At 64.3% G+C, this 22,711-nt stretch carries 19 protein-coding genes; 8 read left to right on the forward strand and 11 right to left on the reverse strand.

Annotation, left to right across the window (positions count from 1 at the left end; translation table 11 throughout):
• Positions 1–1,266: 1,266 nt before the first annotated feature.
• The 5 genes from KMZ68_RS06100 to flhA all read right to left on the reverse strand — a co-directional run bounded on the left by KMZ68_RS06100 (position 1,267) and on the right by flhA (position 6,602).
• Positions 1,267–1,467 carry a hypothetical protein gene (locus tag KMZ68_RS06100; protein ID WP_215614944.1) on the reverse strand — a complete coding sequence of 67 codons (201 nt, stop codon included), beginning with the start codon at positions 1,465–1,467 and terminating at the stop codon, positions 1,267–1,269.
• 313 nt (positions 1,468–1,780) lie between these two features.
• Positions 1,781–2,710: a ubiquinone anaerobic biosynthesis protein UbiV gene (gene ubiV / locus KMZ68_RS06105; protein ID WP_215614945.1), complete on the reverse strand. Its 930-nt coding sequence runs from the start codon at positions 2,708–2,710 to the stop codon at positions 1,781–1,783.
• Positions 2,711–2,716: 6 nt separating this feature from the next.
• On the reverse strand, positions 2,717–3,733 hold the full coding sequence (gene ubiU / locus KMZ68_RS06110) for a ubiquinone anaerobic biosynthesis protein UbiU (RefSeq protein ID WP_215614946.1): 1,017 nt from the start codon (positions 3,731–3,733) through the stop codon (positions 2,717–2,719).
• Positions 3,726–4,193: a ubiquinone anaerobic biosynthesis accessory factor UbiT gene (ubiT, locus tag KMZ68_RS06115; protein ID WP_215614947.1), complete on the reverse strand. Its 468-nt coding sequence runs from the start codon at positions 4,191–4,193 to the stop codon at positions 3,726–3,728. Before ubiT ends, ubiU begins: the two co-directional genes overlap by 8 nt.
• A gap of 180 nt (positions 4,194–4,373) precedes the next feature.
• Complete coding sequence (flhA, locus tag KMZ68_RS06120; RefSeq protein WP_215614948.1) at positions 4,374–6,602, reverse strand: flagellar biosynthesis protein FlhA; 2,229 nt, start codon at positions 6,600–6,602, stop codon at positions 4,374–4,376.
• A gap of 229 nt (positions 6,603–6,831) precedes the next feature.
• Between flhA and KMZ68_RS06125 the strand changes: the two genes are divergently transcribed.
• The gene (locus KMZ68_RS06125; RefSeq protein WP_215614949.1) at positions 6,832–8,124 is read left to right on the forward strand and encodes an MFS transporter; all 1,293 of its coding nucleotides are present in this window, start codon (positions 6,832–6,834) and stop codon (positions 8,122–8,124) included.
• A gap of 13 nt (positions 8,125–8,137) precedes the next feature.
• On the opposite strand, the gene KMZ68_RS06130 is transcribed toward KMZ68_RS06125, so the two are convergent.
• Together KMZ68_RS06130 and KMZ68_RS06135 are read right to left on the reverse strand one after the other, a co-directional pair.
• Entirely contained in the window at positions 8,138–8,515 is a 378-nt protein-coding gene (locus KMZ68_RS06130; RefSeq protein WP_215605195.1) for a rhodanese-like domain-containing protein, read from the reverse strand.
• Positions 8,516–8,618: 103 nt separating this feature from the next.
• The gene (locus KMZ68_RS06135) at positions 8,619–9,026 is read right to left on the reverse strand and encodes a DUF4864 domain-containing protein (RefSeq protein WP_215614950.1); all 408 of its coding nucleotides are present in this window, start codon (positions 9,024–9,026) and stop codon (positions 8,619–8,621) included.
• A 298-nt stretch (positions 9,027–9,324) separates the two neighbouring features.
• Here KMZ68_RS06135 and KMZ68_RS06140 point away from each other — a divergent pair, with 298 nt between their 5' ends.
• From KMZ68_RS06140 to KMZ68_RS06160, 5 genes are all read left to right on the forward strand, one after another.
• On the forward strand, positions 9,325–11,901 hold the full coding sequence (locus KMZ68_RS06140; protein ID WP_215614951.1) for a cation-translocating P-type ATPase: 2,577 nt from the start codon (positions 9,325–9,327) through the stop codon (positions 11,899–11,901).
• 2 nt (positions 11,902–11,903) lie between these two features.
• A complete protein-coding gene (locus tag KMZ68_RS06145) occupies positions 11,904–12,506 on the forward strand; it encodes a hypothetical protein (protein WP_249779540.1) in 603 nt (200 codons plus the stop codon).
• Positions 12,507–12,566: 60 nt separating this feature from the next.
• Positions 12,567–13,142: a cytochrome b gene (locus tag KMZ68_RS06150; protein WP_215614952.1), complete on the forward strand. Its 576-nt coding sequence runs from the start codon at positions 12,567–12,569 to the stop codon at positions 13,140–13,142.
• A gap of 61 nt (positions 13,143–13,203) precedes the next feature.
• Positions 13,204–14,256, forward strand: coding sequence for an AI-2E family transporter (locus KMZ68_RS06155; RefSeq protein WP_215614953.1), 1,053 nt, complete (start codon positions 13,204–13,206; stop codon positions 14,254–14,256).
• 211 nt (positions 14,257–14,467) lie between these two features.
• Positions 14,468–16,147, forward strand: a complete 1,680-nt coding sequence (locus KMZ68_RS06160) for a flavin-containing monooxygenase (RefSeq protein WP_215614954.1) — start codon at positions 14,468–14,470, stop codon at positions 16,145–16,147.
• Between the two features lie 249 nt (positions 16,148–16,396).
• Here KMZ68_RS06160 and KMZ68_RS06165 read toward each other — a convergent pair whose 3' ends face one another.
• Positions 16,397–17,989: a gamma-glutamyltransferase gene (locus tag KMZ68_RS06165; RefSeq protein WP_215614955.1), complete on the reverse strand. Its 1,593-nt coding sequence runs from the start codon at positions 17,987–17,989 to the stop codon at positions 16,397–16,399.
• 99 nt (positions 17,990–18,088) lie between these two features.
• Between KMZ68_RS06165 and KMZ68_RS06170 the strand changes: the two genes are divergently transcribed.
• Together KMZ68_RS06170 and KMZ68_RS06175 are read left to right on the forward strand one after the other, a co-directional pair.
• Positions 18,089–18,862, forward strand: a complete 774-nt coding sequence (locus tag KMZ68_RS06170) for an enoyl-CoA hydratase-related protein (protein WP_215614956.1) — start codon at positions 18,089–18,091, stop codon at positions 18,860–18,862.
• A gap of 165 nt (positions 18,863–19,027) precedes the next feature.
• A complete protein-coding gene (locus KMZ68_RS06175; RefSeq protein ID WP_215614957.1) occupies positions 19,028–20,158 on the forward strand; it encodes a Fic family protein in 1,131 nt (376 codons plus the stop codon).
• Positions 20,159–20,359: 201 nt separating this feature from the next.
• Here KMZ68_RS06175 and KMZ68_RS06180 read toward each other — a convergent pair whose 3' ends face one another.
• Genes KMZ68_RS06180 through KMZ68_RS06190 form a run of 3 tightly spaced genes read right to left on the reverse strand, consistent with a single transcriptional unit; the run spans position 20,360 to position 22,653 of the window.
• Positions 20,360–20,662: a GNAT family N-acetyltransferase gene (locus KMZ68_RS06180; RefSeq protein ID WP_249779541.1), complete on the reverse strand. Its 303-nt coding sequence runs from the start codon at positions 20,660–20,662 to the stop codon at positions 20,360–20,362.
• Between the two features lie 36 nt (positions 20,663–20,698).
• Positions 20,699–21,151, reverse strand: coding sequence for a DUF2721 domain-containing protein (locus tag KMZ68_RS06185; protein WP_249779542.1), 453 nt, complete (start codon positions 21,149–21,151; stop codon positions 20,699–20,701).
• A gap of 20 nt (positions 21,152–21,171) precedes the next feature.
• On the reverse strand, positions 21,172–22,653 hold the full coding sequence (locus tag KMZ68_RS06190; RefSeq protein ID WP_215614958.1) for a DUF1254 domain-containing protein: 1,482 nt from the start codon (positions 22,651–22,653) through the stop codon (positions 21,172–21,174).
• Between the last annotated feature and the right edge of the window lie 58 nt (positions 22,654–22,711).

Raw genomic sequence — 22,711 nt, forward strand, 5'->3', positions numbered from 1 at the left:
GCGGCATTCTCGAAGTGCTCGCCGCAGTATAGCGCTATCGGCACCGACATAGCACCCATCGACAAGTACATCATGGCCTGCACAGCCGCGGGCGTTACCGAGATCGTCACGTAGCTGTTTTAGTTCGGGGCCTGTCACTGGGGCTGATCCTGCGCGCGCCTGTTGGCACTTTTCGGACATGGCTCTGCATCCGAGTTGAGTTCGTTGTGCCCAACTAGAGCGGACGTTTGCCGACGCGTCTCGCTTAATGGGTTCACGCCCTAACTACCCGCGCCGCCTGCATCGCAGTCGCAGCTAGCTGCTGATAGCCGAGGTGCACCAAATTGCTTTGCGGGCAGAGGCGCCCCTTCTGCTGTCCGTGGCTGCGGCAAGACAACCCGACGGGCAAAATTTCGCTTTCGTCGTCGGGCAAATCACTTTTAGGACTCCCGCCATCCTGTCCCCGAGGAAGGGGCGTTGGTCATCGTCACGAACGTTGGGATGGGATGCGGTGGACGCGGCGGCATCGTGCGCGCGATGGGATGGCAGGGCGGGCTTCACGGTCCGTGAGCGGTCACAGGGCGTGCTGACGAGCGGTGCTGAAGCGTACGGTAAAGTCGTGTGGTCCTGACAGCCTCTGGGTTGGCGTCAAGTCTTGCGGAGGTGCGGAAAGCCCGACCGGGCCGAGGTGCCAAATTCCGTGAGGCGACGGAGACAACAAAGCCCGATTCTCCGGGGAGAGCGCGCAGTAAGCCGTAAAGCCATTGCGCAGGGAATGTCGGAGTGCCTCCGCTGCCCTGTGTGCTCGTGTGCGTTTTTTACTCGTGCATCTTGCACATGAGACCGCGGGTGCAGCGCGCATCCGGCATTCCCTGCTCCCTCTTTCGAGGGACAATGTCATGCAAACCTCGGGCGAAACGCGCCGCGAGATCGCGAAACTGTGTTTGTGAGGTCATCGTGCGCGCAGGCGCCATATCCCCCACGCTGTCATCGCTTGGCAAAAGCGCAAAGCGCGTCTTCGCGCCACAAAAGCGCGAAGCGCGTCTTCGCGCCAAGTGACCGGGCGACCCAGTATTCCGAAGCCGCCAGTCATCAACCGAGAAGTCCCGGAGTATTGGGTCGCCGGTCAAGCCGGGCGCTGACGGCACGACTATCCCACAAAAAGAAAACGCCCGTGGGGAGCGGGCGTTTTCCATAGTCAACTTGGGGGTAGTTGGGGTCTTCTAAATATCCACGTGGCGACTTTGGGGGGCTGGTTAAAGAGCCGCGTGAATTCCGTGAATTCCGTTAGCGAACCGTCGAGGTGGTCGCGCTGGTGATCGCCACCGGCTTGCCGGCTTTGATGACGCGCGCGGTCTGGGTGTATCCTTCGTCTGACGTGGTTCGTGCCAAGACGCTGAAGCCCGCCACCGCGATACCAGCAACCAGCGCCACGACCACGATCTTCAGATGGGTCGAGCGATCTGCGCTGTAGATCGAATGGTTCATGGAAGCCTCCTGCCGCCTTCCTGCTTACGGAATTTGTCTGGTGCATCCGCTGACAGGTTCAACGTCCTCGGACTGGAAACGTAGGGATTCGGCTTTTGGTTCCTAAGAGGCGATCACAAGGCAGTGAAAAGACTTGAACGCCCGCGATCGGGTTGCAGGGCAGCAATCGTCAAAATCGAAGATTATTAAATTACTGCAGTAGGTTATGGCTTTTACGCATCCCGCAGCGCGAAGGGACGATGAATCGGCGCCGGCCAAGAAAACAGTTGCCTGTGGCGGAAAAGTCCATCCCTTCCGCACTGATTTGCGCCGCTCAGTGCGGCGCCGTGCCGGTGAGGGCGGTCCAGCCGTAGCCGGGGCGGCCGTGATGGAAACCGTTCGAGAACGGTGCATCGAGCGGCAGTTCCTCGAGGCAGGCCAACGCTTCCGCGACCGTCAGGTCGCCGTCGAGCACGCTGCGAAAGGTGGTCGCCACCCGGACCATGTCGCAGCTGTGCGGCGACAGCCGGTAGCGGGAAACGCCGGCAGCCTTCAGAGCCGGGATCTCCTGGACCAGGTTCAGGTATTCCCACGACAAGGTCTGCACGCCGTTGGCGACAAGAAACGGCTTCCGCTCCAGCGTCGACAGCACCAGCCCGTCGGGATCGTTCTCGCAGACGAACAGGCAGGTGTCCTTGGTGCGGCCGTGCGCCCGGGCGTGATAGCACCGCGCCGAGAGCGCCAGCGACTGGCGGCCGAACACCTGAACCTCGATCGTCACCTTCGCAGGTTCTGCGGCCGCGCAGATCACGCCGATCGCGGAAGACGGCAGTTCGATCGGCAGGCAGATATTCCGGGCGCCCTTGCCTGCGAGAAAGCGCAGGGTCTCCTCGTTATAGACGTTCATCAGCGGGCCGATGCAATGCGGTCGACCGCGCAAGTGGAACGCCGCCGAGGCATCGTTGGCTTCGACCAGATCCGACGTCCGCTCGCAGACGTCGCTGACCAGCCGACGATCGAGCCGCGAAGCGGTTTCGCCGAGGGTGGAATGCACCACGGTCTTGCCGGCCGCGCGGAGGCGTTCGGCAACCGCCTCGTAATGATCCCGGAACAGCGGCGCGCGCTTGGAGCAGATGGCTTCGCCGAGATAGACCACGGATACCGGCGCTTCGTCGGCGATCCGGAAATAGAAGTCGCGCCAGGTCTCGGGGGCCCAGTTGAACAGGTTCGGGCCAAGCGTCAGTTCGGTTCGCGCGCCGCTCATGTCCGGTTATCTCCAGCTCTTGCTCTGAAAGGCGCCCTGGGTCTCCTTGTGGCCCTCGGTCAGCGCGATCAGGTCGGTCAGCGACGGTTGTTTGCCCGTCATGATCTCGTCGACCGCCTTGCGAAAGGCGGCGACCACGGACCTGACATAGGCGCGGCTGCGCTGGCGTCCCTCGATCTTCAGGGCGGTGACCCCGGCGCGCATCAGATCGGGCAACAGCGCCGAGAGGTTCAGCGAGCGCGGCTCCTCGAAGGCGTAATAGGGCTCGGGCTGCGCCGAGCAGGAATACCGTCCCTTGCAGATGGTCGGATAGCCGCCGTTGTCGCCGCAGCCATAGCGGTCGATGACGAACGATCCGAGCTTCGTCGTCAGCGTGCCGTCGGCTTCTTCTTCATAGTGGACGTCGGCCGCCGGCGAACACACGCCGTCCATGTTGGTCGAGACGCCGGTCACGTAATTGGTCAGGCTGCAGCGGCCCTCGGCCATCATGCCGATATTGCCGAACACGAACGCCTCGATCTCGCAAGGGATCTGCCGGTGAATGTCGGCGATCTCCGCCACCGTGAGGATGCGCGGCAGCACCACGCGCCTGACGTTGAATTCCTCGCAGTGGAAGCGGATCGCCTCCGGCGACGACGCGCCGGCCTGCACCGACAGATGCAGGCGCAGTCGCGGATATTCGCGGGCGGCATAGGCCGCAACCCCCATGTCGGCGACGATGATTGCATCCGCCGCGACGGAAGCCGCAACTGCAATGGCGTCCTTCCAGAGCTGGAACTGGCCGGCCGGGGGAAAGGTGTTGACGGCGAGCAGAACCTTGGCTCCGCGGCCATGGGCATAGTCGACCGATTTTCCGAGCTCGTCGGGCGAGAAATTCAGTCCGGGAAAGTTCCGCGCATTGGTCGCGTTCTGCAGGCCGCAATAGACGGCGTCGGCCCCGGCATCGACCGCGGTGCGCAGGCTCGCCGGCGTGCCGGCCGGACAGACCAGTTCGGGGCGGCGGGGGGCGACAGGGTCATTCATGGTTTCTTCCTCTGCCGCCGAGCGTGCGCATGTGGGAGACCGTCATCGCGGCGACGCCGGAGAGCGGACCGAAAGCCCTGGTGATGCTTTCCACCACCCCGCCGTCGACGTCGTCGAGCGCGTTGCGCAAGGCGACGACGGCTTCGGTGTCGCCGGTGACGCGGAGCTTGCGCGAGAAGAACAGGGCGTCGCCGTCGAGCGAGCCGTCGATCAGGTCGAACAGATTGAGAAACGAGCCCGCGATCCGCGCGTGCGAATGAGGTGCGCTGTCGCGGCGCCAGGCGCTGAGCGCGGGAGCCTCGGGTTTCGGTTTCAGCACCAGCACGAACGGAAGATCGGTCGGATCGATGACGAAGGATTTCTGCGCGTGCGGCCCGAGGCGCGAGAACACGTCAGGCTGGGCCTTCGCAACCTGGGTGCCGATGAGACTGAGAATAGGTTGCAGGAGCGGAAGTGGCACCAAGCGAAGCAGCGGAAGAGGCCAGGGAAGATCGGGTGCGCGCGGCGAAGCCAACATGGCGCTTCAGTAGCGCCGCGATGTTTCGACAGCAAGCGTGTCACCCGCAGCCTTGAACAATTCTAGCAAAGAAATTTTCTGCGCATGACACGCAACTTCAATCGCACGAAATCAACGCGAAGTTCAGACGCTGCCGACGGTCTTCAGCCGCGCGCGCGGGTGGATTTCCGCCTGCGACAACACGGTGGTTTGCGAGCGGAAGCGTTCCACCAGCGAACGCACGAACGGCCTGATCGCCGCCGAGGTCACCAATACCGGCGCCTCGCCTTCGCGCGCGGCCTGCTCGAAGCGGTCGCGCACCACAGTCATGAATTCCGACAGTTTCGACGGCTGCATCGCCAGGCTGCGCTCCTCGCCGGTGCCGATCATCGACTCGGCGAAGGCCTGCTCCCATTTTGCCGACAGCGCGATCAGCGGCAGGTAGCCGTTGTGGGAAGTGTTCTGCGCGCAGATCTGCCGCGACAGCCTGGCGCGGACGTGTTCGACCATGGTCGCCGGGTTGCGCGAGAACGCCAGCGCGTCGGCGATGCCCTCGAGAATGGTCGAGAGATCGCGGATCGAGATGCGCTCGGCCAGCAGCATCTGCAGCACGCGCTGGATGCCGGAGACCGTGACCTGGCCCGGCACGATGTCCTTGACCAGTTCGCCCTGCTCCTTCGGCAGATCCTTCAACAGCTTCTGCACCTCGCCATAGGACAACAGGTCCGACATGTTGTTCTTGAGCAGTTCGGTGAGGTGGGTCGAGAGCACGGTCGCGGCGTCCACCACCGTATAGCCCTTCAGCGAGGCTTCCTCCTTCAGGCTGGCGTCGACCCAGGTCGCCGGGAGTCCGAAGGTCGGCTCGATGGTGTGAATGCCGGGCACCCCGACCTGGTTGCCGGCGGGGTCCATGACCATGAACTGGTTCGGCCAGATCCTGCCGGTGCCGGCATCCACCTCCTTGATCTTGATGACGTAGGTGTTGGCTTCCAGCTGCACGTTGTCGAGGATGCGCACCGCCGGCATCACGAAACCCATTTCGATCGCGAGCGAGCGGCGCAGCGCCTTGATCTGTTCGGTCAGGCGGTCGGTGCCGTCGGGCCCATTGACCAGCGGAAGCAGCGCGTAGCCGAGTTCGATCTTGAGATCGTCGATCTTCAGCGCTGTCGAGATCGGCTCTTCCGCCGCCGCGGCCGCGGCGGCGGCATCCGGAGCAGCGGTCGCGACAGCTTCGGCTGTCGCGGCTGCATGTCTCTTCTTGCGGGCCGACAGCGCCAGGTAGGCAGCGCCGCCGCCCAATGCGAGGAAGGGGATCATCGGAATGCCCGGCAGCATCGCCAGCACCAGCATGACGCCGGCCGACATGCCCATCGCCTGCGGATAGCCGGATAACTGCTTCATCAGCGCCTTGTCGGCGGCGCCGGTGACGCCGGCCTTCGAGACCAGGAGGCCCGCCGCGGTGGAGACGATCAGCGCCGGGATCTGCGTCACCAGGCCGTCGCCGACGGTGAGCAGCGTGTAGGTGCGCGCGGCATCGCCGAAGCCCATGCCCTGCTGGGCGACGCCGATGATGATGCCGCCGATGACGTTGATGAACACGACCAGGAGGCCCGCGACCGCGTCGCCGCGCACGAACTTGGAGGCGCCGTCCATGGCGCCGAAGAAGCCGCTTTCGTCCTCCAGCGCCTTGCGGCGCTCCTTGGCGGTCCGCTCGTCGATCAGGCCGGCGCCGAGGTCGGCGTCGATCGCCATCTGCTTGCCCGGCATGGCGTCGAGGTGGAAGCGCGCCGCGACTTCCGCGATGCGGCCGGAACCCTTGGTGATGACGACGAAATTCACGATCACCAGAATCGCGAAGACGATAATTCCGATGACGAAATTGCCGCCCATCACGAAATTGCCGAAGGCCTCGATGACGTGGCCGGCGGCGGCGGTGCCCTCATGCCCCTTCGACAGGATCAGCCGGGTCGAGGCCAGATTGAGCGACAACCGCAGCATGGTCGAAATCAGCAGGATGGTCGGAAACGACGAGAATTCCAGCGGCGCCTGGATGAACAGCGACGTCATCAGGATCAGGATCGACAGCGTGATCGAGATCGCGAGAAACAGATCGAGCACGACCGAGGGCAGCGGCAGGATCAGCACCACCAGAATGGTGAGGATGCCGAACGCCAGCCCGAGATCGCCGCGCTTCAGGATTCGGCCCATTTCGCCAAAACTGGGAAATCCGCCTGTTGCGCCCGCGCCGTGACCCGCCGTGACATCGACCATGGTAGCTGCTTCCCCCCGCGAATGCCGGTCCCGGGCGCCAAACGTCTGCGCGGCGGCCGAAGGACCACCGTTTCGAAAGTGAGGCACCGCACTGGCGTCCACGGGGGCTCTCCCGTCTTACGCGGCTGACGACACTCGACTTCTTCACTCGGCAATTCTTGCCGGGTATATGGTTAGGAAAGGGTTAACGCGGTGACCTGACGTCGTTCCGGGGCGCGAAGCGGACCCGGAACTTCGAGATTCCGGGTTCGATGCGGAGCCTGTCATCGGGCCGCGCTTTGCGCGGACCCGTTGGCATCGTCCCCCCGTCGCCCTGTTGCACCGCATCTGCATGCCCAATATCGCGCCATGTGGCTTGACCCCGTTGCGGGGGCCGACGAAGTTGCGGCCCGTGCACGCTCCCTCCAGCCACAGAGATTCGCGCCGCTTCACCCCCGACTCCGGTCAGGCCTGGGTGAGGCTCACGCTCGCGGTTTTGATCGGCTCGATCGGCAGCGTCGGCATGTGGTCGGTGGTGGTGGTGCTGCCGGTGGTGCAGACCGAATTTGCGGCCACCCGCGGCGCGGTGTCGCTGGCCTTTACCCTCACCATGCTCGGTTTCGGTCTCGGCGGCGTCGCCACCGGACGGATCACCGACCGCTTCGGCATCGTGGCGGCGATGGCGCTCAGCATCGGCTTTCTGGGAACAGCCTATGTGCTTGCCGGCCTCTCCAGCACGCTGTGGCAATTCATCGCGGTGCACGTCCTGATCGGGCTCGGCACCTCGGCGACGTTCGGCCCGCTGATGGCGGAAGCCTCGCACTGGTTCGAGCGCTATCGCGGGCTGGCGGTGACCATCGTCGCCAGCGGCAACTATGTCGGCGGCACGATCTGGCCGCCGCTGGTCAATTGGGGCATGCAGACCTGGGGCTGGCGCACCACCCATATCGCCATCGGCATCTTCTGCGCGGTGGCAATGACGGCCGTGCTCCTGGTGCTGCGCGCGCAGATCGGCGGCGCCGTGGCGCACGATCACGCGAATGCGCCGCCGCCGCGGGTCGATCTGCAGCTGTCGACCAATACGCTGACGGCGCTGTTGTGCATCGCCAGTATTTCCTGCTGTGTGGCGATGGCGATGCCGCAGGTCCACATCGTCGCCTATTGCGGCGATCTCGGCTACGGCGTGGCGCGCGGCGCCGAGATGCTGTCGCTGATGATGGCATTCGGCGTCGTCAGCCGGATCGGCTCGGGATTTCTCGCCGACAAGATCGGCGGCATCCGCACCCTGTTGATCGGGTCGGTGGCGCAGGGCTTTGCGCTGTTCTTCTACTTGTTCTTCGATGGCCTCACCTCGCTCTACGTGATCTCGGCGATGTTCGGCCTGTTCCAGGGCGGCATCGTGCCGAGCTATGCCATCATCGTGCGTGAATCGATGCCGGCGCGCGAGGCCGCGACCCGCGTCGGCATCGTGATCATGGCCTCGGTGGTCGGCATGTCCGGCGGCGGCTGGGTCTCCGGCGTGATCTTCGACGCCACCGGCTCCTATGCCGCGGCGTTCCTCAACGGCGTCGCCTGGAACGCCGTCAACGTCGCCATCGTGGTGGCGTTGCTGCTCCGGGCGCGCTCGCGGCTGGCGCTGGCGTAGCGGCGTCGCGCCACTACCCCTTCTCGACCTCGCCGCCGGCATCGAGCCAGCCCTTGAAGCCGCCGAGGTTGCGGACGTTTTCGTAGCCCATTTCCTTCAGCGTCTTGAGGACCAGCGCCGACCGTCCGCCCGACGCGCAGTAGGCAACTACGGTCTTGGCCCGGTCGAACGCCGCATCGTGCAAAGCGGAAGCCGGATCGGCGCGAAATTCCACCAGTCCGCGCGGGATGGCGAGGGCGCCCGGGACCTTGCCCGATGCCGCGACCTCGGCCGGTTCGCGGACGTCGAGAAACAACACGTCGGGCCGGCCGACCAGTCCCTTGGCTTCCTCGGGACTGATCCGCGGAACCACGGCTTCGGCCTCGGCGAGCATTGCCTGCACTGTTTTCATTTGATTCTTCTCCCGGATAGGCACGCACATGCGCGGTTGCGGGCAACTAACGCCCAACTCTCGACCAATGCAATTCAAAAAGATTTGGTGCCGGGAAAGCGCCTCACACCGCCCGGCCGGCCTTCAGCAGCGAGCAGCCGGTGATCTTCAGGCTGCCGTCGGGCTGCCGCTCCAGCGTATACAGGGCCTCCCAGGCCACACCGTCGCCGTCGACGATGTGAACGCGTTGGGCGATCCTGCCGTCCGCGGCGCGCGCCTTGCCGAACTCGAAACTCCTGTGGCGATAGACCGGCGCATAGCTGCCGCGAACCATCGCCATGAAGATGTCGGCTTGCGGGAAGATTTCCCGAATCGCGGGCGCGGCATGGGAATAGGCTGCCGCCGCATCGCCGCGGCCGAGCGCCTCGACCTGGGAGCGGATCACGCCCTGCGCGGTCGCGACATCGTCGGCGGCGCCGGCAGGAGAGGCAAGGCCGATCAGGAAGGCGACCAGCAGGAGGAAGGCGCGCATGACGGTGCTCCGCTTGGCGGTTATCGTACCCTTCAGATACGCGGAAGCCCCACGCAAGGTTCAACGATGCTCCACGACGGCTGCTTCGTTCCGTCGGAGGCAATGCATAAAAGGGGGCATTCCGCGGGAAATGTGCGGCAGCTTCTGCGATGAATCAAATGCCGCGAGCACGAGGTCGATAAATTTTCTGTCACCCGGCGGGAGTTCGGTCATGGTCCCTTCCGAACTTCCTGTAGCATCCCGGGTACGATCCCGCCCAAAGTCCAAATGAATACCCAGCAAATACCCAGCAGGTGAAATGCCCGACGAAACGCCATCGCCCGCCCCGGTACCCGGCCTCAGCGAGGCAGATGCCCAGGTCAGACTGAAGACCGAAGGTTATAACGAGCTGCCGAGGCCGGACCGGCGCACGCCGCTGCGCATCCTGCTCGAGGTGGTGCGCGAACCGATGCTGGCGCTGTTGCTCGGCGGCGGCGCGATCTATCTGCTGCTGGGCGACCTGAAGGAAGCCGTTATCCTTGCCGTCTTTGCGACGCTGTCGGTGGCGATCACGGTGATCCAGGAAACCCGCACCGAGCGCGTGCTGGAGGCGCTGCGCGATCTCACCAGTCCGCGCGCGCTGGTCATCCGCGACGGCGTGCGCAAGAGGATCACCGGCCGCGAGGTCGTGCGCGGTGACGTCCTCGTGCTGGCCGAAGGCGACCGGGTGCCCGCCGACGCCGTGATCATCGAATGCCGCGACCTGCAGACCGATGAATCGCTGCTGACGGGAGAATCGGTCCCGGTGCGCAAGACCGCCCGCGCCGAGGCCGTCCGTTCGGATCCCCGGCGGCCCGGCGGCGATGATCTTCCTTACGTGTTCTCCGGTTCGCTCGTGGTGCGCGGGACCGGAATGGGCGAAGTGGTGGCGACCGGCATCCGCAGCGAGATCGGCAAGATCGGTCATTCGCTCTCGACGTTGGAGACCGAACCGCCGCGGCTGCAGGCGCAGACCCGGCGTCTGGTGCGCGTTTTCGCCGTGTTCGGAGCTGCGGTCAGCATTCTGGCGGTGCTGCTCTACGGCACCATGCGCGGCGGCTGGCTGGATGCTGTGCTGGCGGGCATCGCGCTCGGCATGTCGATGCTGCCCGAGGAGTTTCCGGTCGTGCTCGCCGTGTTCATGGCGATGGGCGCGTGGCGGATCTCGCAGGCGAGGGTGCTGACCCGGCGCGCCGCCGCCATCGAAACCCTCGGCTCCGCCACGGTGCTCTGCTCCGACAAGACCGGGACCTTGACCGAGAACCAGATGACCATCGCCGAATTGCGACTCCGCAACGACGAGACCTTCCGGCCGAGGGAGACCTCAGGCGCAGCCATGCCGGAGCGCTTCCATGCCCTGGCCGAATGCGGAATCCTTGCCAGCGCGCGCGATGCCTTCGATCCGATGGACAAGGCGTTCCATCTGCTCGGCGGCGAGCGGCTGGCCGGCACCGAACATCTGCATGATCCCCGGTGGAAGCTGGTGCACACCTATGGGCTGCGCCCCGGGCTGCTGGCGATGTCGCGGGTCTGGCAATCATCCGGGGACGACCGGCCGTTCGTCGTCGCGGCCAAGGGCGCGCCGGAAGCGATCGCCGAACTTTGCCACCTCGGCCCCGCCGAGCTTGCCGCGCTGAAGCGCTCGGGGGACGCGATGGCCGCCGAAGGCCTGCGCGTCCTCGGCGTCGCCCGCGCCAGCTTTGCAGGCCACACCTGGCCTGCCTCGCAGCATGAGTTTGCGTTCGAGTTCGCAGGACTGGCCGGCCTTGCCGATCCGCTGCGCGGCAGCGTGCCCGCCGCCGTCGCCGAGTGCCGGTCGGCCGGCATCCGAGTGGTGATGATTACCGGCGACTACCCGGCGACCGCCAAGGCCATCGCCGGGCAGGCGGGCCTCGACACCAGCGACGTCGTCACCGGGGAAGAGCTCGAAACGCTCGGTGAAGAGGAACTGGCGCAGCGCGTGCGGACTGCGACGGTGTTCGCGCGGATCATGCCCGACCAGAAACTTCGCATCGTCGAGGCGCTCAAGGCCAATCGCGAAATCGTCGCCATGACCGGTGACGGTGTCAACGACGCACCGTCGCTGAAGGCGGCGCATATCGGCATTGCGATGGGCGGCCGCGGCACCGACGTCGCGCGCGAGGCGTCTTCGATCGTGCTGCTCGACGACGATTTCGGCTCGATCGTGCGGGCGGTCCGGCTCGGCCGCCGCATCTACGACAATCTCCTCAAGGCGATGGGGTTCATCTTCGCCGTGCATGTGCCGATCGCGGGACTGGCGCTGCTGCCGCTGCTGTTCGGCCTGCCGATCATATTCGGGCCGATTCACATCGCGTTTCTGGAGATGATCATCGACCCCGTATGCTCGCTGGTGTTCGAGGCCGAGACCGAAGAGGACGACGTCATGCGCCGTCCGCCGCGTCCACCCGAGCAGCCGCTGTTCTCGGCCAACCTGATCGGTTGGAGCCTGGTGCAGGGAACGCTGGCGTTTGCACTCGTCGCCGTCATCTACCTGGTTGCGCTCGGTCGCGGCATGCCGGAAGCGGAGGTGCGGGCGCTGACGTTCTTCTCGCTGGTGCTGGCCATTGTCAGCCTGATTTTCGTCAACCGGTCCTTCAGCGCGTCGCTGATCACGGCGCTGCGGCGGCCGAACTCCGCGCTGGCATGGGTGCTGCTGGTGGTGCCCGTGATGCTGGGCGTGACGCTACTGGTCCCTTCCATCAGCGCGCTGTTCCGTTTCGCACCCTTGCAGTTCGACGATCTCGCCTTGACGCTGGGGGCGGGCATTGTAGTGCTTGTTGCCCTGGAGGCCCTGAAGTCCGTCTCGCGCGGTCGGCTCAGTCTCACGTTGCGGTGACCATGACAACCGGAAACACAAACGATGCTATCGAGCTGCGTGTCGACGAGATCGCGCAGCTCTTCGACACCCTGGACCCGTTTCCGTTTCGGGAGCGCGACCTCGACCGCGAGGCGGAGGAATTCATCGTCGGCTGGGCGCGCGAACTGCCGGTCGATCAGCCGATCCGAATTGTCGTTCATTTCCCGGAAAGCGACCTTCAGCGCAAGGCGGCGCAGGATTTGGCCGAAGCCTTCCGCAGGTATTTTTCCTACAGGTCGACCGTCCTGCAGCGCGACCTGACCGAATTGCTCCGGATCGGCCGTCGTTCGCTCGGCATCGGCGTGATCGTGCTGATGGCGTGCTTCGCCATCGCTCACTTCGCCAGCGGTTTTGTCGACAGGCCGCTCAGCCGCATGATCGAGGAGAGCTTCCTGATCCTGGGCTGGGTCGCGAACTGGCGCCCGCTCGAAATCTTCCTGTACGACTGGTGGCCGATCGCCCGGCGACGCGATCTGTATCGCCGTCTTTCCGGCGCGGTCGTCGAGCCCCGGCCGTTCCCGGCGGGCCAATCGGGCGCCGATGCTGCCGGCAAGCCGGCGCCGGGCGTGGTTCCGCCGCATTAGCCGCGCATCAGGTTGATTCATATCAACCGCATTCCCGCCGTCTTTGGCTATTGGACAGCCATGCAGATTTTCAATTCACCGACACGCTATGGCGCCATCGCACAGTCGCTGCACTGGTTTGTGGTGGTGCTGGTGATCCTGGCCTGGGTGCTCGGCGTATCCGACGACCTGTTGCCGAAGGGCCCGGCCCGGGAGGCGGGACTTTACATTCATATCACCGCCGGACTGCTGGTGATCGTGTTGACATTCGTGCGCCTGCTGTGGCGCACGGTGGATCCGTCGCCGCCGGCCGAGAGCACTGAATTCGGCGACTGGTCGTTTGCCGGCTGGATGGGGCTCGGCGCCGGGCTGGCGCATGTCGGGCTGTACGTGCTGCTGGTGGCGGCTCCCGTGGTCGGCATCGCGGTGCAGTTCGCCCGGGGGAAGGGCTTGCCGGTGTTCGGGCTGTTCGAGATCGCTTCGCCGTGGCCCGCCGACCGCGCTTTCGCGCGCGATCTGAAGGGAATTCACGAATTGCTGGCGCATGGGTTGTTGGCATTGGCAGCCCTGCACGCTGCGGCGGCGCTGGTGCATCATTGGGTGTTCGGCGATCGCACGCTGGCCCGAATGCTGCCGGGATCGGATTCCGACCGATAGGCAGGCGGATTCCGCATCACATTGGATAGACACCCGCCGTGGAATCCCTCGGAAACATGCCATGCCCATAAGCCGTTCGCTCACCCGCCAAGCCATTTCGAATATCGCGCTGGCGCTGGGCCTCGCGCTCGGTGCCGTGCTTTGCTATCTGCTCGCGGTCCCGTTTCTTGCCGCGATTGTCTGGTCGGTAACGCTTGCGATCCTGTTTTCGCCGCTCGACGCGAGAATCGGAAAGAAAATCAGATTTCCCGGTCTGTCCGCGGCCGCGACGCTCGCCATCACGGCGATCATCGTCGTAGCTCCGGCCATTCTCGTCGCCGGTACCCTGATCAACGAGGCGGTGCGCAGCACGCCCGTCATCAACGGCTTGATAGATGCGCACGGCTGGACGCGGGCGATGGAGGCTCATCCACGGCTCGCGCCGGTGCTGCAATGGATCAGCGAGCGGCTCGACATTCCCGATCTGGTCAAGGCGCTGGCTTCTTGGCTCGCGGGCTGGAGCGGATCGGTGGTGAGCGCCTCGTTTTCCGGCGTGGTCAGCCTGTTCCTGACTTTTTACTTGCTGTTCTATCTGCTGCGCGACAGGTCGGAAGCCGTCGCGGTCATCCAGCAGAATTTGCCCTTGTCGGAAAGCGAGTTCGCACGAGTGGCCGACCGGGTCGTCGACACCATCTTCGCCACGGTGCTGGGGACGGCGGCCGTGGCCGCGCTGCAGGGCGGGCTCGGTGGCGCGATGTTCTGGTGGCTGGGATTGCCGGCGCCGGTGTTCTGGGGCGTGCTGATGGGAATGCTCGCCGTCGTTCCATTCCTCGGGGCGTTTGTGATCTGGGCGCCGACGGCGGCATTCCTCGCGCTCAGCGGCAACTACTCCTCCGCCATCATTCTGGCGGTCTGGGGCACCATTGTCGTCGGCCTGGTCGACAATGTCGTCTACCCGATACTGGTCGGCAACAAGCTCAAGATGCACACCGTGCTTTCGTTCATCGCCGTGGTCGGCGGCCTGATGCTGCTGGGCGCGCCCGGCGTCGTACTGGGCCCTCTCATCATCGCCATCTCCCTGACGTTGATCGAGATCTGGCGGCAGCGCGCCGCGGACCGGGTCGAGGCGGCTTAGCGCGCGGGCGGGTGCCAGACATGCGGCGGCGACGGCCAGTGCCGCAGCGTCTCGCTTTCAAACAATGTTTTACGGCTGATTTTCACGCTGCAATCCTGGCGTCCTGACGCAAGTGCAAAGTGCGGATTGCTGGTATAGTGACCACAAAAAGCGCCAAAGCGCCGATGTCGTCTGTCGTTGACGTCAAAAAAGACATGGACCGGAGTGGAGCATGACCGAGGAAACCAAGTCACACTACGAGGTCATCGTCATTGGCGCGGGTGTGGCTGGGATCTATCAGATCAAGCGTCTCGCCGACCTCGGGGTGGATGCCTTGGTGCTCGATGCGGCCTCCGACCTCGGCGGCACCTGGTACTGGAACCGCTACCCGGGCGCCCGGTTCGACTCGGAAAGCTACACCTACGGCTATTCGTTCTCCAGGGAAGTGCTCAACGAGTGGCACTGGAAGGAACGGTTTTCGAGCCAGCCGGAGAACCTGCGCTATCTCAACTTCGTTGCCGACAAGTTCGGCTTGCGCAAATACATGCAGTTCAACTGCAAGGTTGAGGCGGCGCATTTCGACGAGGCGCGCGACCTGTGGCGACTCCGGATCAATGACGGCCGCGAACTGACCTGCCGCTTCGTCATCATGGCAGTCGGGCTGCTCTCGGCGCCGACGCTGCCGCGGATCGAGGGCATGGACCGCTTCAAGGGCCGCTCGTTCCACACCTTCTACTGGCCGCACCAGCCGGTCGAGATGGCCGGCAAGAAGGTCGCCATCATCGGCACCGGCGCCACCGCCATCCAGATCATCGGCGAGATCGCCGACAAGGTCGGCGAACTGACGGTGTTTCAGCGCCGGCCCAACTGGAGCGCGCCGCTCAACAACTCGCCGATTTCGGATGCGGAGATGGCCGACATCCGCTCGCGCTACGACGAAATCTGGGCGACCTGCGCCCGCACCCCCGGCGGCTTCGAGCATGAGCCCGATCGCCGCGGTTTCTACGAGGTGACGCGCGAGGAACGGCTGAAGCTGTGGGACCGGCTCTACGACGAGCCCGGTTTCGGAATCTGGCTGAGCAATTTCCGCGAGATCTTTACCGACGAGGCGGCCAATGCGGAGTTCTCCGCCTACATCGCCGACCGCATCCGCCGCCGCGTCAGGGATCCCGTGGTCGCGGAGAAGCTGATCCCCAGGGATCACGGCTTCGGCGTGCAGCGGGTGCCGCTGGAGACCAATTATTTCGAGGCCTATAACCGCAGCAACGTGCACCTCGTCGATATCAGCGAGACGCCGATCGAGCGGATCACCGAGACCGGCCTGCGCACCAGCGCGCGCGACTACGACTTCGACATCATCGTCTATTCCACCGGCTTCGACGCCATCACCGGCGCGTTCGACCACATCGACATCAGCGGGGTCGGCGGCGAGAAATTGTTCGACAAATGGAAGGACGGCCCGTCGACCTTTCTCGGCATGCTGGTGCACGGCTTCCCGAACCTGCTGATGCCGACCGGGCCGCAGAGCGGCTCGGCGTCGACGAACTTTCCGCGCGGCATCGAAACCGGCGTCAACTGGTGCACCGCTCTGCTCCAGCACATGTGGGACCGCGGCTATGCGCGCGCCGACGCGACGGCCGCGGCCGAGGCGCGCTGGACCGCCCACGTCACCAAGATGTATTCGATCATGCTGATGCGAAAGGCCAAGTCCTGGTTCACCGGCTACAACTCCAACGTCCCCGGCCACGAACAGGGCAAGGTCCGCTACTTCGTCTACAATGGCGGCGCGCCGAAATACGTCGCCGCCATCAGCGAGGTCGCCGCCATGGGCTATGAGGGGATCGTCCTCACCCCGGAGGCGCGGTCCGCGGCGAGGCCGCTGGCCGCGAGCGTCGATGCCAAGGCGGGCTAGGAGGCGGGCTGAGAGCGCATTGCGCTTGTGATATCTCATGGTTCGAGATGCGCGGCGTTGCCGCGCTCCTCACCATGAGGGTCCGAGACCTCATCCCCGCGTGAGCGCAAATGCGCTCATCGCTGGAGGAGCGCGCACTCCCGGCAGCGCACTTGCGCTGTCCGGTGCGCGCGTCTCGAAGGATGAAGCCCCGATCCAAATGCGCTAGAAAAACGCTCTGGCAGGGTTCGGCTACCCGGAGCGCTTCACCTATCCCTCCGCCACTGCATCGCCCCAGGGCTGCGCGATTTCGGTCGCGCCTGAGTTGGTCTCGCCGTTGCGCAGCACCACGCTCGGGCAGGCGAACTTCATCGGGAACGTCTGCACCCGGGCTTCCTCGTAATCGAAACGCCCGCGCAGGGTTTCACGCACCTGCGCCGGCAGGCGGACGTCGCCGATCACGACCGCGCCTTCGCTGGCGTCGATGCGCGGGGTGTGGATCGCGGCTTCCAGGTCCATGCCGTAGTCCATCACGAACGACAGCAATTGCGTCACCGCCGGCAGGATGCGCCGTCCGCCCGAAGCGCCGACCGCGAGCCGCCGGCCGTCGGCGGCCTCTGCCAGTACCGGCGTGTAGTTGGTCAGGCAGCGCTTGCCCGGCTCCAGCGAGTTCGGCTGGCCCGGCGTCGGATCGAACCACATGATGCCGTTGTTCATGGTGATGCCGCTCTGCGGCGTCACGAATTTCGAGCCGAAGGTCGACAGCAGGGTTTGCGTCACCGCGGCCATGTTGCCTTCGCGGTCGACGATCGAGAAATGCGTGGTGCAGCTGGGGGCCAGATGCTCGGCGCCGAGCGCGCGGCGGCCGTCGGCGTCGCCCATGTCCTGCAGGCGTTCGCGGTAGGCCGATTGCAGCGCCAGCGCATATTCGGCGTAGGCGGCAGCATCGGGCCCATCGCGCCCGGGTTTCAGGTTCTGCTGCAGCAGGCGCAGCGTATGCGCCAGCGTCGGGCCGCAGGTAAGCTCCGGCGTCGCGTAGACCTTGCCGCCGCGATAGGGAATGGCCAGCGCTTCGCGCCCGTAGGCGCGGAACGCGGCAAGGTCTGCGGCCGACAACGAACCGCCGGCGGCCTGCACGTCGGTCGCGATGCTGCGTGCGAGGTCGCCCTGGTAGAAATCGCGCGGGCCTTCGGCGGCGAGGTAGGACAGCGTCGCTTTCAGCCGGTCCTGCGGCAGCCGCACCGTCGACTTGATGCCCCATTGCGCGTTCGGCGGCAGGCCGTCTTTGAGATAAGCGGCGGCGCTGGCCGGGTAGCGGCGCAGGTCCGCTGCGGTGCTCGCAATCATCAACGTGGTCCACCAGTCCACCGAGAGGCCCTGGCCGGCGAGATCGATGGCGGGCGCCAGCAGGTCCTGCCACGGCATCCTGGCATGGCGGCGATGCGCCTCCTCCATGCCGGCGACCACGCCGGGCACGGCGATCGAGCCGGGGCCGTGCAGGTTGCGATCATCCTTGACCCGCGGCCAGGGGAAGATGTCGGAAGCGGCACCTTCGCCGGTCAGCGGATAGTCTTGGGGACGAAGGCTGTTCGGCGCGCGCATGCCGTAGTCGATCACCTCGTAGCGGTTGTCGCGGGCGCGGTAGAGCACCATCACCCCTCCGCCGCCGACGCCGCTCATCCAGGGCTCCAACACCCCGAGCGCAAACGTGGTCGCGATCACGGCGTCGACGCAGTCGCCGCCATCAGCCAGCACCGCGGCGCCGACTTCGGCGGCCTTGCGCGACTGCGCGGCGACGATGCCGCCTTTGGAGGATATGGCGGGTTTGCGGATCTGCTGGGCGTTGGAGAACTGGTCGCTCATGGTGTCGCCTTGTTGTTCTTGACGTTGCGCCGAGTTGGCGAAGCGCTGCCAACAATGGCACATTGCGAACGATCAAGACAAACGCGAAGGAGAGCAAGCATGGCCGGTGTGAAGCAGACGCGGGACGGCGCCGTCGGCCTCTTGACCCTGAGCGAGCCGGCGAGCCTGAATGCCATGACGCCCGATCTGCTCGGTGCCTTGGCTGCGGCCATCGCCGAGATGACCGCTGACGCTGATGTGCGGGCGCTGGTGCTGACCGGCGAGGGGCGCGGTTTCTGCTCGGGCCAGAATCTCAAGGCGTCGGAGGCGCTGGGCAGCGACATCGCCGCTGGCGTGATGCGTTTCTATTGGCCGGCGTTCCGGGCGCTGCGCGAATGCCGCGTGCCGGTCGTGGTCGCGGTCAACGGCGTTGCGGCCGGCGGCGGCTTCAGCCTGGCGATGGCAGGCGACATGATCGTGGCGGCGCGTTCGGCGAGCTTCATCCAGGTCTTCAGCCGCATCGGCCTCGTGCCCGATCTCGGCTCGACCTGGCTGCTGCCGCGCCTGATCGGCCGCCAGCGCGCGCTCGAACTGATGCTCTTGAACGAGCCGCTCTCCGCCGAGCGCGCCCATGAATGGGGCCTGGTGCGGCAGGTCGTCGACGACGCAAACCTGCTCGACGAGGCGGTCAAGCTGGCCCAGCGCCTCGCCGCCGGGCCGACCCGGGCGCTGGTCGCGACGCGCGCGCTGCTCGAGGAAAGCGAGCATGCGACTTACGCCGCACAGTTCCGCCGCGAAATCGAGACGCAGGCCGAAATTCGCCGCAGCGAGGATGCGCTGGAGGGCCGACAGGCGTTCGTGGAAAAGCGCGCGGCAAGGTTCAGCGGGCGGTAGTGTTCTTTGCTCTGCGAGTCCCAGTCCGGTCTTCGCTTTTGCTTTGCTCGAGCTGCGTCGGACACGCTTCTAACGTTCTCGCGTCGAGACCCATGAGCTATCGAATTTGTTGCTATAACTCATTTTTTACGTAATAATGAGCTATAGAAGAGGCGCCTATAGCTCATGAGTTGGAACTGGCAAAGGCCGGATTGGCCAAATTTCACATATGATTCAACGGCTTTGGCGCCGCTGGAAAGGCGGTTCCTGCTCCAGTCCGGAGAGTTCATCGGCGCTTTCAAGCATATCGGGGCCGATGACCAGGATACCCTCAAAATCGAGCTCATCAGCGACGAGGCCGTAAAAACCTCCGAAATCGAGGGCGAAATCCTCAACCGCGACAGCGTTCAATCGTCGCTGCGCCATCAGCTTGGGTTGGGAGCAGAAAGGCCGGGCATAACACCGGCTGAACGCGGCATCGCGAAAATGATGGTCGATCTCTACCGCAGCTTTGCGGACTCACTTGCCGACAAGACGATGTTCGACTGGCACCGCATGTTGCTGAGCGGCGATACATCCATCCAGGTTATCGGCGGCTACCGGACGCACGCCGAAGCCATGCAGGTCGTCTCGGGCCCGATCCATGAACCCACGGTGCATTTCGAGGCTCCGCCGTCCAGACGTGTGCCGGACGAGATGAAGCAGTTCGTCACTTGGTTCAACGATACTGCGCCCGGAGGCAAGAATCCGTTGTCGCCGCTGACGCGCGCCGGCGTTACCCATCTGTACTTCGTGTGTATTCACCCGTTCGAAGACGGCAACGGCCGCATAGGCCGTGCCCTCGCGGAAAAATCCCTCGCGCAAAATCTTGGTCAGCCCAGCCTGATCGCGCTCGCCTATACGATTGAGCGGAAGCGTAACGATTACTACGCCTCCTTGGAGCGCAATAACAAAGAGACCGAGATCACCAGCTGGCTCAAATATTTTGCGAACACGATTCTGGAAGCCCAGAACAACACCATCAGGCGCGTGGATTTCTATGTCGCCAAGGCGAAGTTCTACGAGAAGCATCGCGGCACGATCAACAAGCGTCAGGAGAAAGTCATCGCCCGGATATTCCGCGAAGGCATCGACGGCTTCAAGGGCGGCTTGAGCGCAGAGAACTATATCAGCATAACCGGAACGTCCCGTGCCACGGCGACAAGAGATTTGCAGGACCTGATCGAGAAGGGCGCATTGACCAGGACCGGAGAGCTGCGTCACACCCGGTATCAGCTTAATTTGGCCAAGCCGCGTGAACTGCATGGGCGCGCGTAGCTAGAGTCGTGTTCGCTGTCGGACGAAAAGCGGAAGTAACCTGCTCAAGTTGAGCTTTTCGGCTCGTGACCCAGCGCCGGCGAGAGAATGCTCTGATCCTTTCGTGTGTACGATAAGTCAGGCAGCGTCAGGCAGGGGGTCAAGCGTTTGCTGGCCTTCGCCGATGTCCCGGAACGTGTACAGCGATTGGTGAGCGATAAATCACAACCTGGTCGCCGTGATATATATCCCGCTCCTCTCGAGGATAAATTCTGCTCTTTCCAGAACGTGCCGGGACTCCGTATTCTCGACAGCGACCACGCCGACCAGGGACGGCAACTTGAGCTGCACCAGACCGAGGTTCATCAGTGCCTTCGTGATTTCGCTCGCCAATCCCTGGCCCCAAAGTGCGCGCTTGAACGTGTAGGCAATCTCGACCTCGTTTACGCCATCGAGGACGAGATGTCGGATCCCCGCTCGCCCGGCGGTGGCCTCGCCGCCGCCATTCCGGGAAGCCCTTGGCACCTCTACTCCCCGACCAGGCACCGATGCTGTTGATCGCTATGCACGCAGGTCATTGTCGTGAAGAGCAATCCGCGCCTCGCGGGCCAAATCGAGGAGCGATAGGCTGAACGTCAGGAGCGCGGCGATGAACAGCAGCGCCACCCCATATTCGTGGGCGATGTTGAAAAGTGCACTGATGAAAGCAACGATGATGATGAGAGCGGTGAGTATCGCCGACAGGATGGAGCAAAACAGCGACCGGTTCAGAAGGGTGGCCCGGCGCCGCAGGCGGGGAATGTCGGCCTTGAGGTAGGCCTTCGGGACATCATCTTCCGCGAGGCCGTGAAGGAACTGGGCCCGGTCAATCACCCGGTTGATTCGGGAAATGAGCACCGAGATGAACGACGCGACCGCCCCCAAAAGAAAAGCCGGAGCGGCTACGTTGCCGATGATTCGCGCCAGTTGGTCGATCGAAGGCGTAACCGGCATCAACTGGACCACACTTTCCATGCCCGATGCTCCGGATCTCATCAGCTGTCGCGAACGCGACGAACGGGCGGGATCTTGAACGTGCCATCCTTCAGCACAGCCTTTGGCTGATAGACCCGGATGCTGAGGTTGAAGGGAAGGCTCGGTGGGCAAGGAAGCCAGTTCGCTTCCTTCTCGGGCCCCGGTGAATGCGCCTGAATGTAGATGTCCAGTGAACCATCCGGATTGTACTTGAGCGGCATCGCCGAAGTTATTCCGTAGCGATTGATCGCGTTCCTGACGTAGAAATTCTCGCGATAGGGTGAAATGGACCACACGCCGCTTTCCGACGGGAATATCTGATCCTTCTCAAGATGGAGAACGTATTTCGCCGCGCCGTCCAGCACCTTGCCGTCGCCGTCGACGAAGGCGCTCGGATAGACCGCGTCATCTGCCGTCAACGCGCCAAGTCCGAACCAGGCGACGAATGCCCGCGTCGTGTAGTCGGTGCCGAAGCGCCCGATGTTGAGGACGTTCTGCCAGCCGTTCACGGTGGGAGCCGTGTAGGGCCCTGTCTCCAGCTTGTACCAGACCTCGGCCGGCGCCCTGTTGATTCCGCGGAGGACCGCCGGATCGACCTTGGACGGATCGAAGTCCTTGCCGACCTCGATGCCGATCCGCTTCAGCTTGTCGATGATCCTGGTGTCGTCCGCATAGGGCGGATTGTCCTTGAGCGTCGCCGCCAGGCGCTTGAAGAACATCTCGCCGGTCATCAGCCGCACCTGGTCATAGGGCGTCGCCGTAGTGTCTACACTGCTGTCGATCGGAACGTTCGAAGGCGGCGTATAGGGCTTGCCCCAGGCGCTGAGCGGGGTGAGTTGCAGTTGATCCTGCAACTTGTTGATCGCGGCAAAGTCCTTTGGGCTGTCGCATGCGATCTGGACCAGGACGGATGCATAGCGGGTCGTCGAACGGAACGTCTGCTTGATGCCGCTTGGCGCAACGCCGTTCCATTTCGGTCCGACGATGAGAAAGTCGCCGGCACCGGTCCCCGTGGTCCGCCTGCCCGCCGAGGCAAAATCGTCGGTCCACATGTTGAGCGCCTGCATCACTACATAGCGCCCCTGGGTATCGGGCTGCGAATAGACGAAGGGCTCCTTCTCCAGGTCGATAAACGAGAACGCCCAGAGGGAGCTGACACTGATGCGGACGCAGTCCTTGAAATCCGGGTCGACATAAGTCCGCATCCTGCCGAACTGATTGACTGGCGCCTTGTACTGTTCGGATTTGGACGTGGCGGTCATTACCGCTTTCGTCACGTCCATCATGACGAGAGGAAAGCCATAGACGTAGCATTCCAGCGCAAGGACGTAGGCCAGTTCCTCTTCCACGTCGCCCTTCAGATCGCCCAGTGCCCGCAGCAGGGGGCCGGCAGCCTGGCTGGTGGTCGGTGCCAATACGGCGCCGAGGCCTGCACCGAATGCGGTCGTGATCAGGTCGCGGCGATGAAGTGAAATTCTTTCCTGTCCGGCAAATGATTTCATGATCGATCTCCCATTCATTGGCGCGCCGCTCGACCCTGCTCATTTGACCGAAGCCCGA

Source organism: Bradyrhizobium sediminis, from assembly GCF_018736105.1.
Lineage (GTDB): Bacteria > Pseudomonadota > Alphaproteobacteria > Rhizobiales > Xanthobacteraceae > Bradyrhizobium.

Excerpts from the sequence above, each read along its gene's own strand:
- KMZ68_RS06165 (WP_215614955.1), bottom strand. The coding sequence starts at position 17,989 with ATGAGCGACCAGTTCTCCAACGCCCAGCAGATCCGCAAACCCGCCATA.
- KMZ68_RS06100 (WP_215614944.1), bottom strand. The coding sequence starts at position 1,467 with ATGAACCATTCGATCTACAGCGCAGATCGCTCGACCCATCTGAAGATC.
- ubiU (WP_215614946.1), bottom strand. The coding sequence starts at position 3,733 with ATGAATGACCCTGTCGCCCCCCGCCGCCCCGAACTGGTCTGTCCGGCC.
- KMZ68_RS06190 (WP_215614958.1), bottom strand. The coding sequence starts at position 22,653 with ATGAAATCATTTGCCGGACAGGAAAGAATTTCACTTCATCGCCGCGAC.
- ubiV (WP_215614945.1), bottom strand. The coding sequence starts at position 2,710 with ATGAGCGGCGCGCGAACCGAACTGACGCTTGGCCCGAACCTGTTCAAC.
- KMZ68_RS06125 (WP_215614949.1), top strand. The coding sequence starts at position 6,832 with ATGCCCAATATCGCGCCATGTGGCTTGACCCCGTTGCGGGGGCCGACG.
- KMZ68_RS06170 (WP_215614956.1), top strand. The coding sequence starts at position 18,089 with ATGGCCGGTGTGAAGCAGACGCGGGACGGCGCCGTCGGCCTCTTGACC.
- KMZ68_RS06140 (WP_215614951.1), top strand. The coding sequence starts at position 9,325 with ATGCCCGACGAAACGCCATCGCCCGCCCCGGTACCCGGCCTCAGCGAG.
- KMZ68_RS06150 (WP_215614952.1), top strand. The coding sequence starts at position 12,567 with ATGCAGATTTTCAATTCACCGACACGCTATGGCGCCATCGCACAGTCG.
- KMZ68_RS06130 (WP_215605195.1), bottom strand. The coding sequence starts at position 8,515 with ATGAAAACAGTGCAGGCAATGCTCGCCGAGGCCGAAGCCGTGGTTCCG.
- KMZ68_RS06135 (WP_215614950.1), bottom strand. The coding sequence starts at position 9,026 with ATGCGCGCCTTCCTCCTGCTGGTCGCCTTCCTGATCGGCCTTGCCTCT.
- KMZ68_RS06145 (WP_249779540.1), top strand. The coding sequence starts at position 11,904 with ATGACAACCGGAAACACAAACGATGCTATCGAGCTGCGTGTCGACGAG.
- KMZ68_RS06185 (WP_249779542.1), bottom strand. The coding sequence starts at position 21,151 with ATGGAAAGTGTGGTCCAGTTGATGCCGGTTACGCCTTCGATCGACCAA.
- KMZ68_RS06175 (WP_215614957.1), top strand. The coding sequence starts at position 19,028 with ATGAGTTGGAACTGGCAAAGGCCGGATTGGCCAAATTTCACATATGAT.
- KMZ68_RS06160 (WP_215614954.1), top strand. The coding sequence starts at position 14,468 with ATGACCGAGGAAACCAAGTCACACTACGAGGTCATCGTCATTGGCGCG.
- KMZ68_RS06155 (WP_215614953.1), top strand. The coding sequence starts at position 13,204 with ATGCCCATAAGCCGTTCGCTCACCCGCCAAGCCATTTCGAATATCGCG.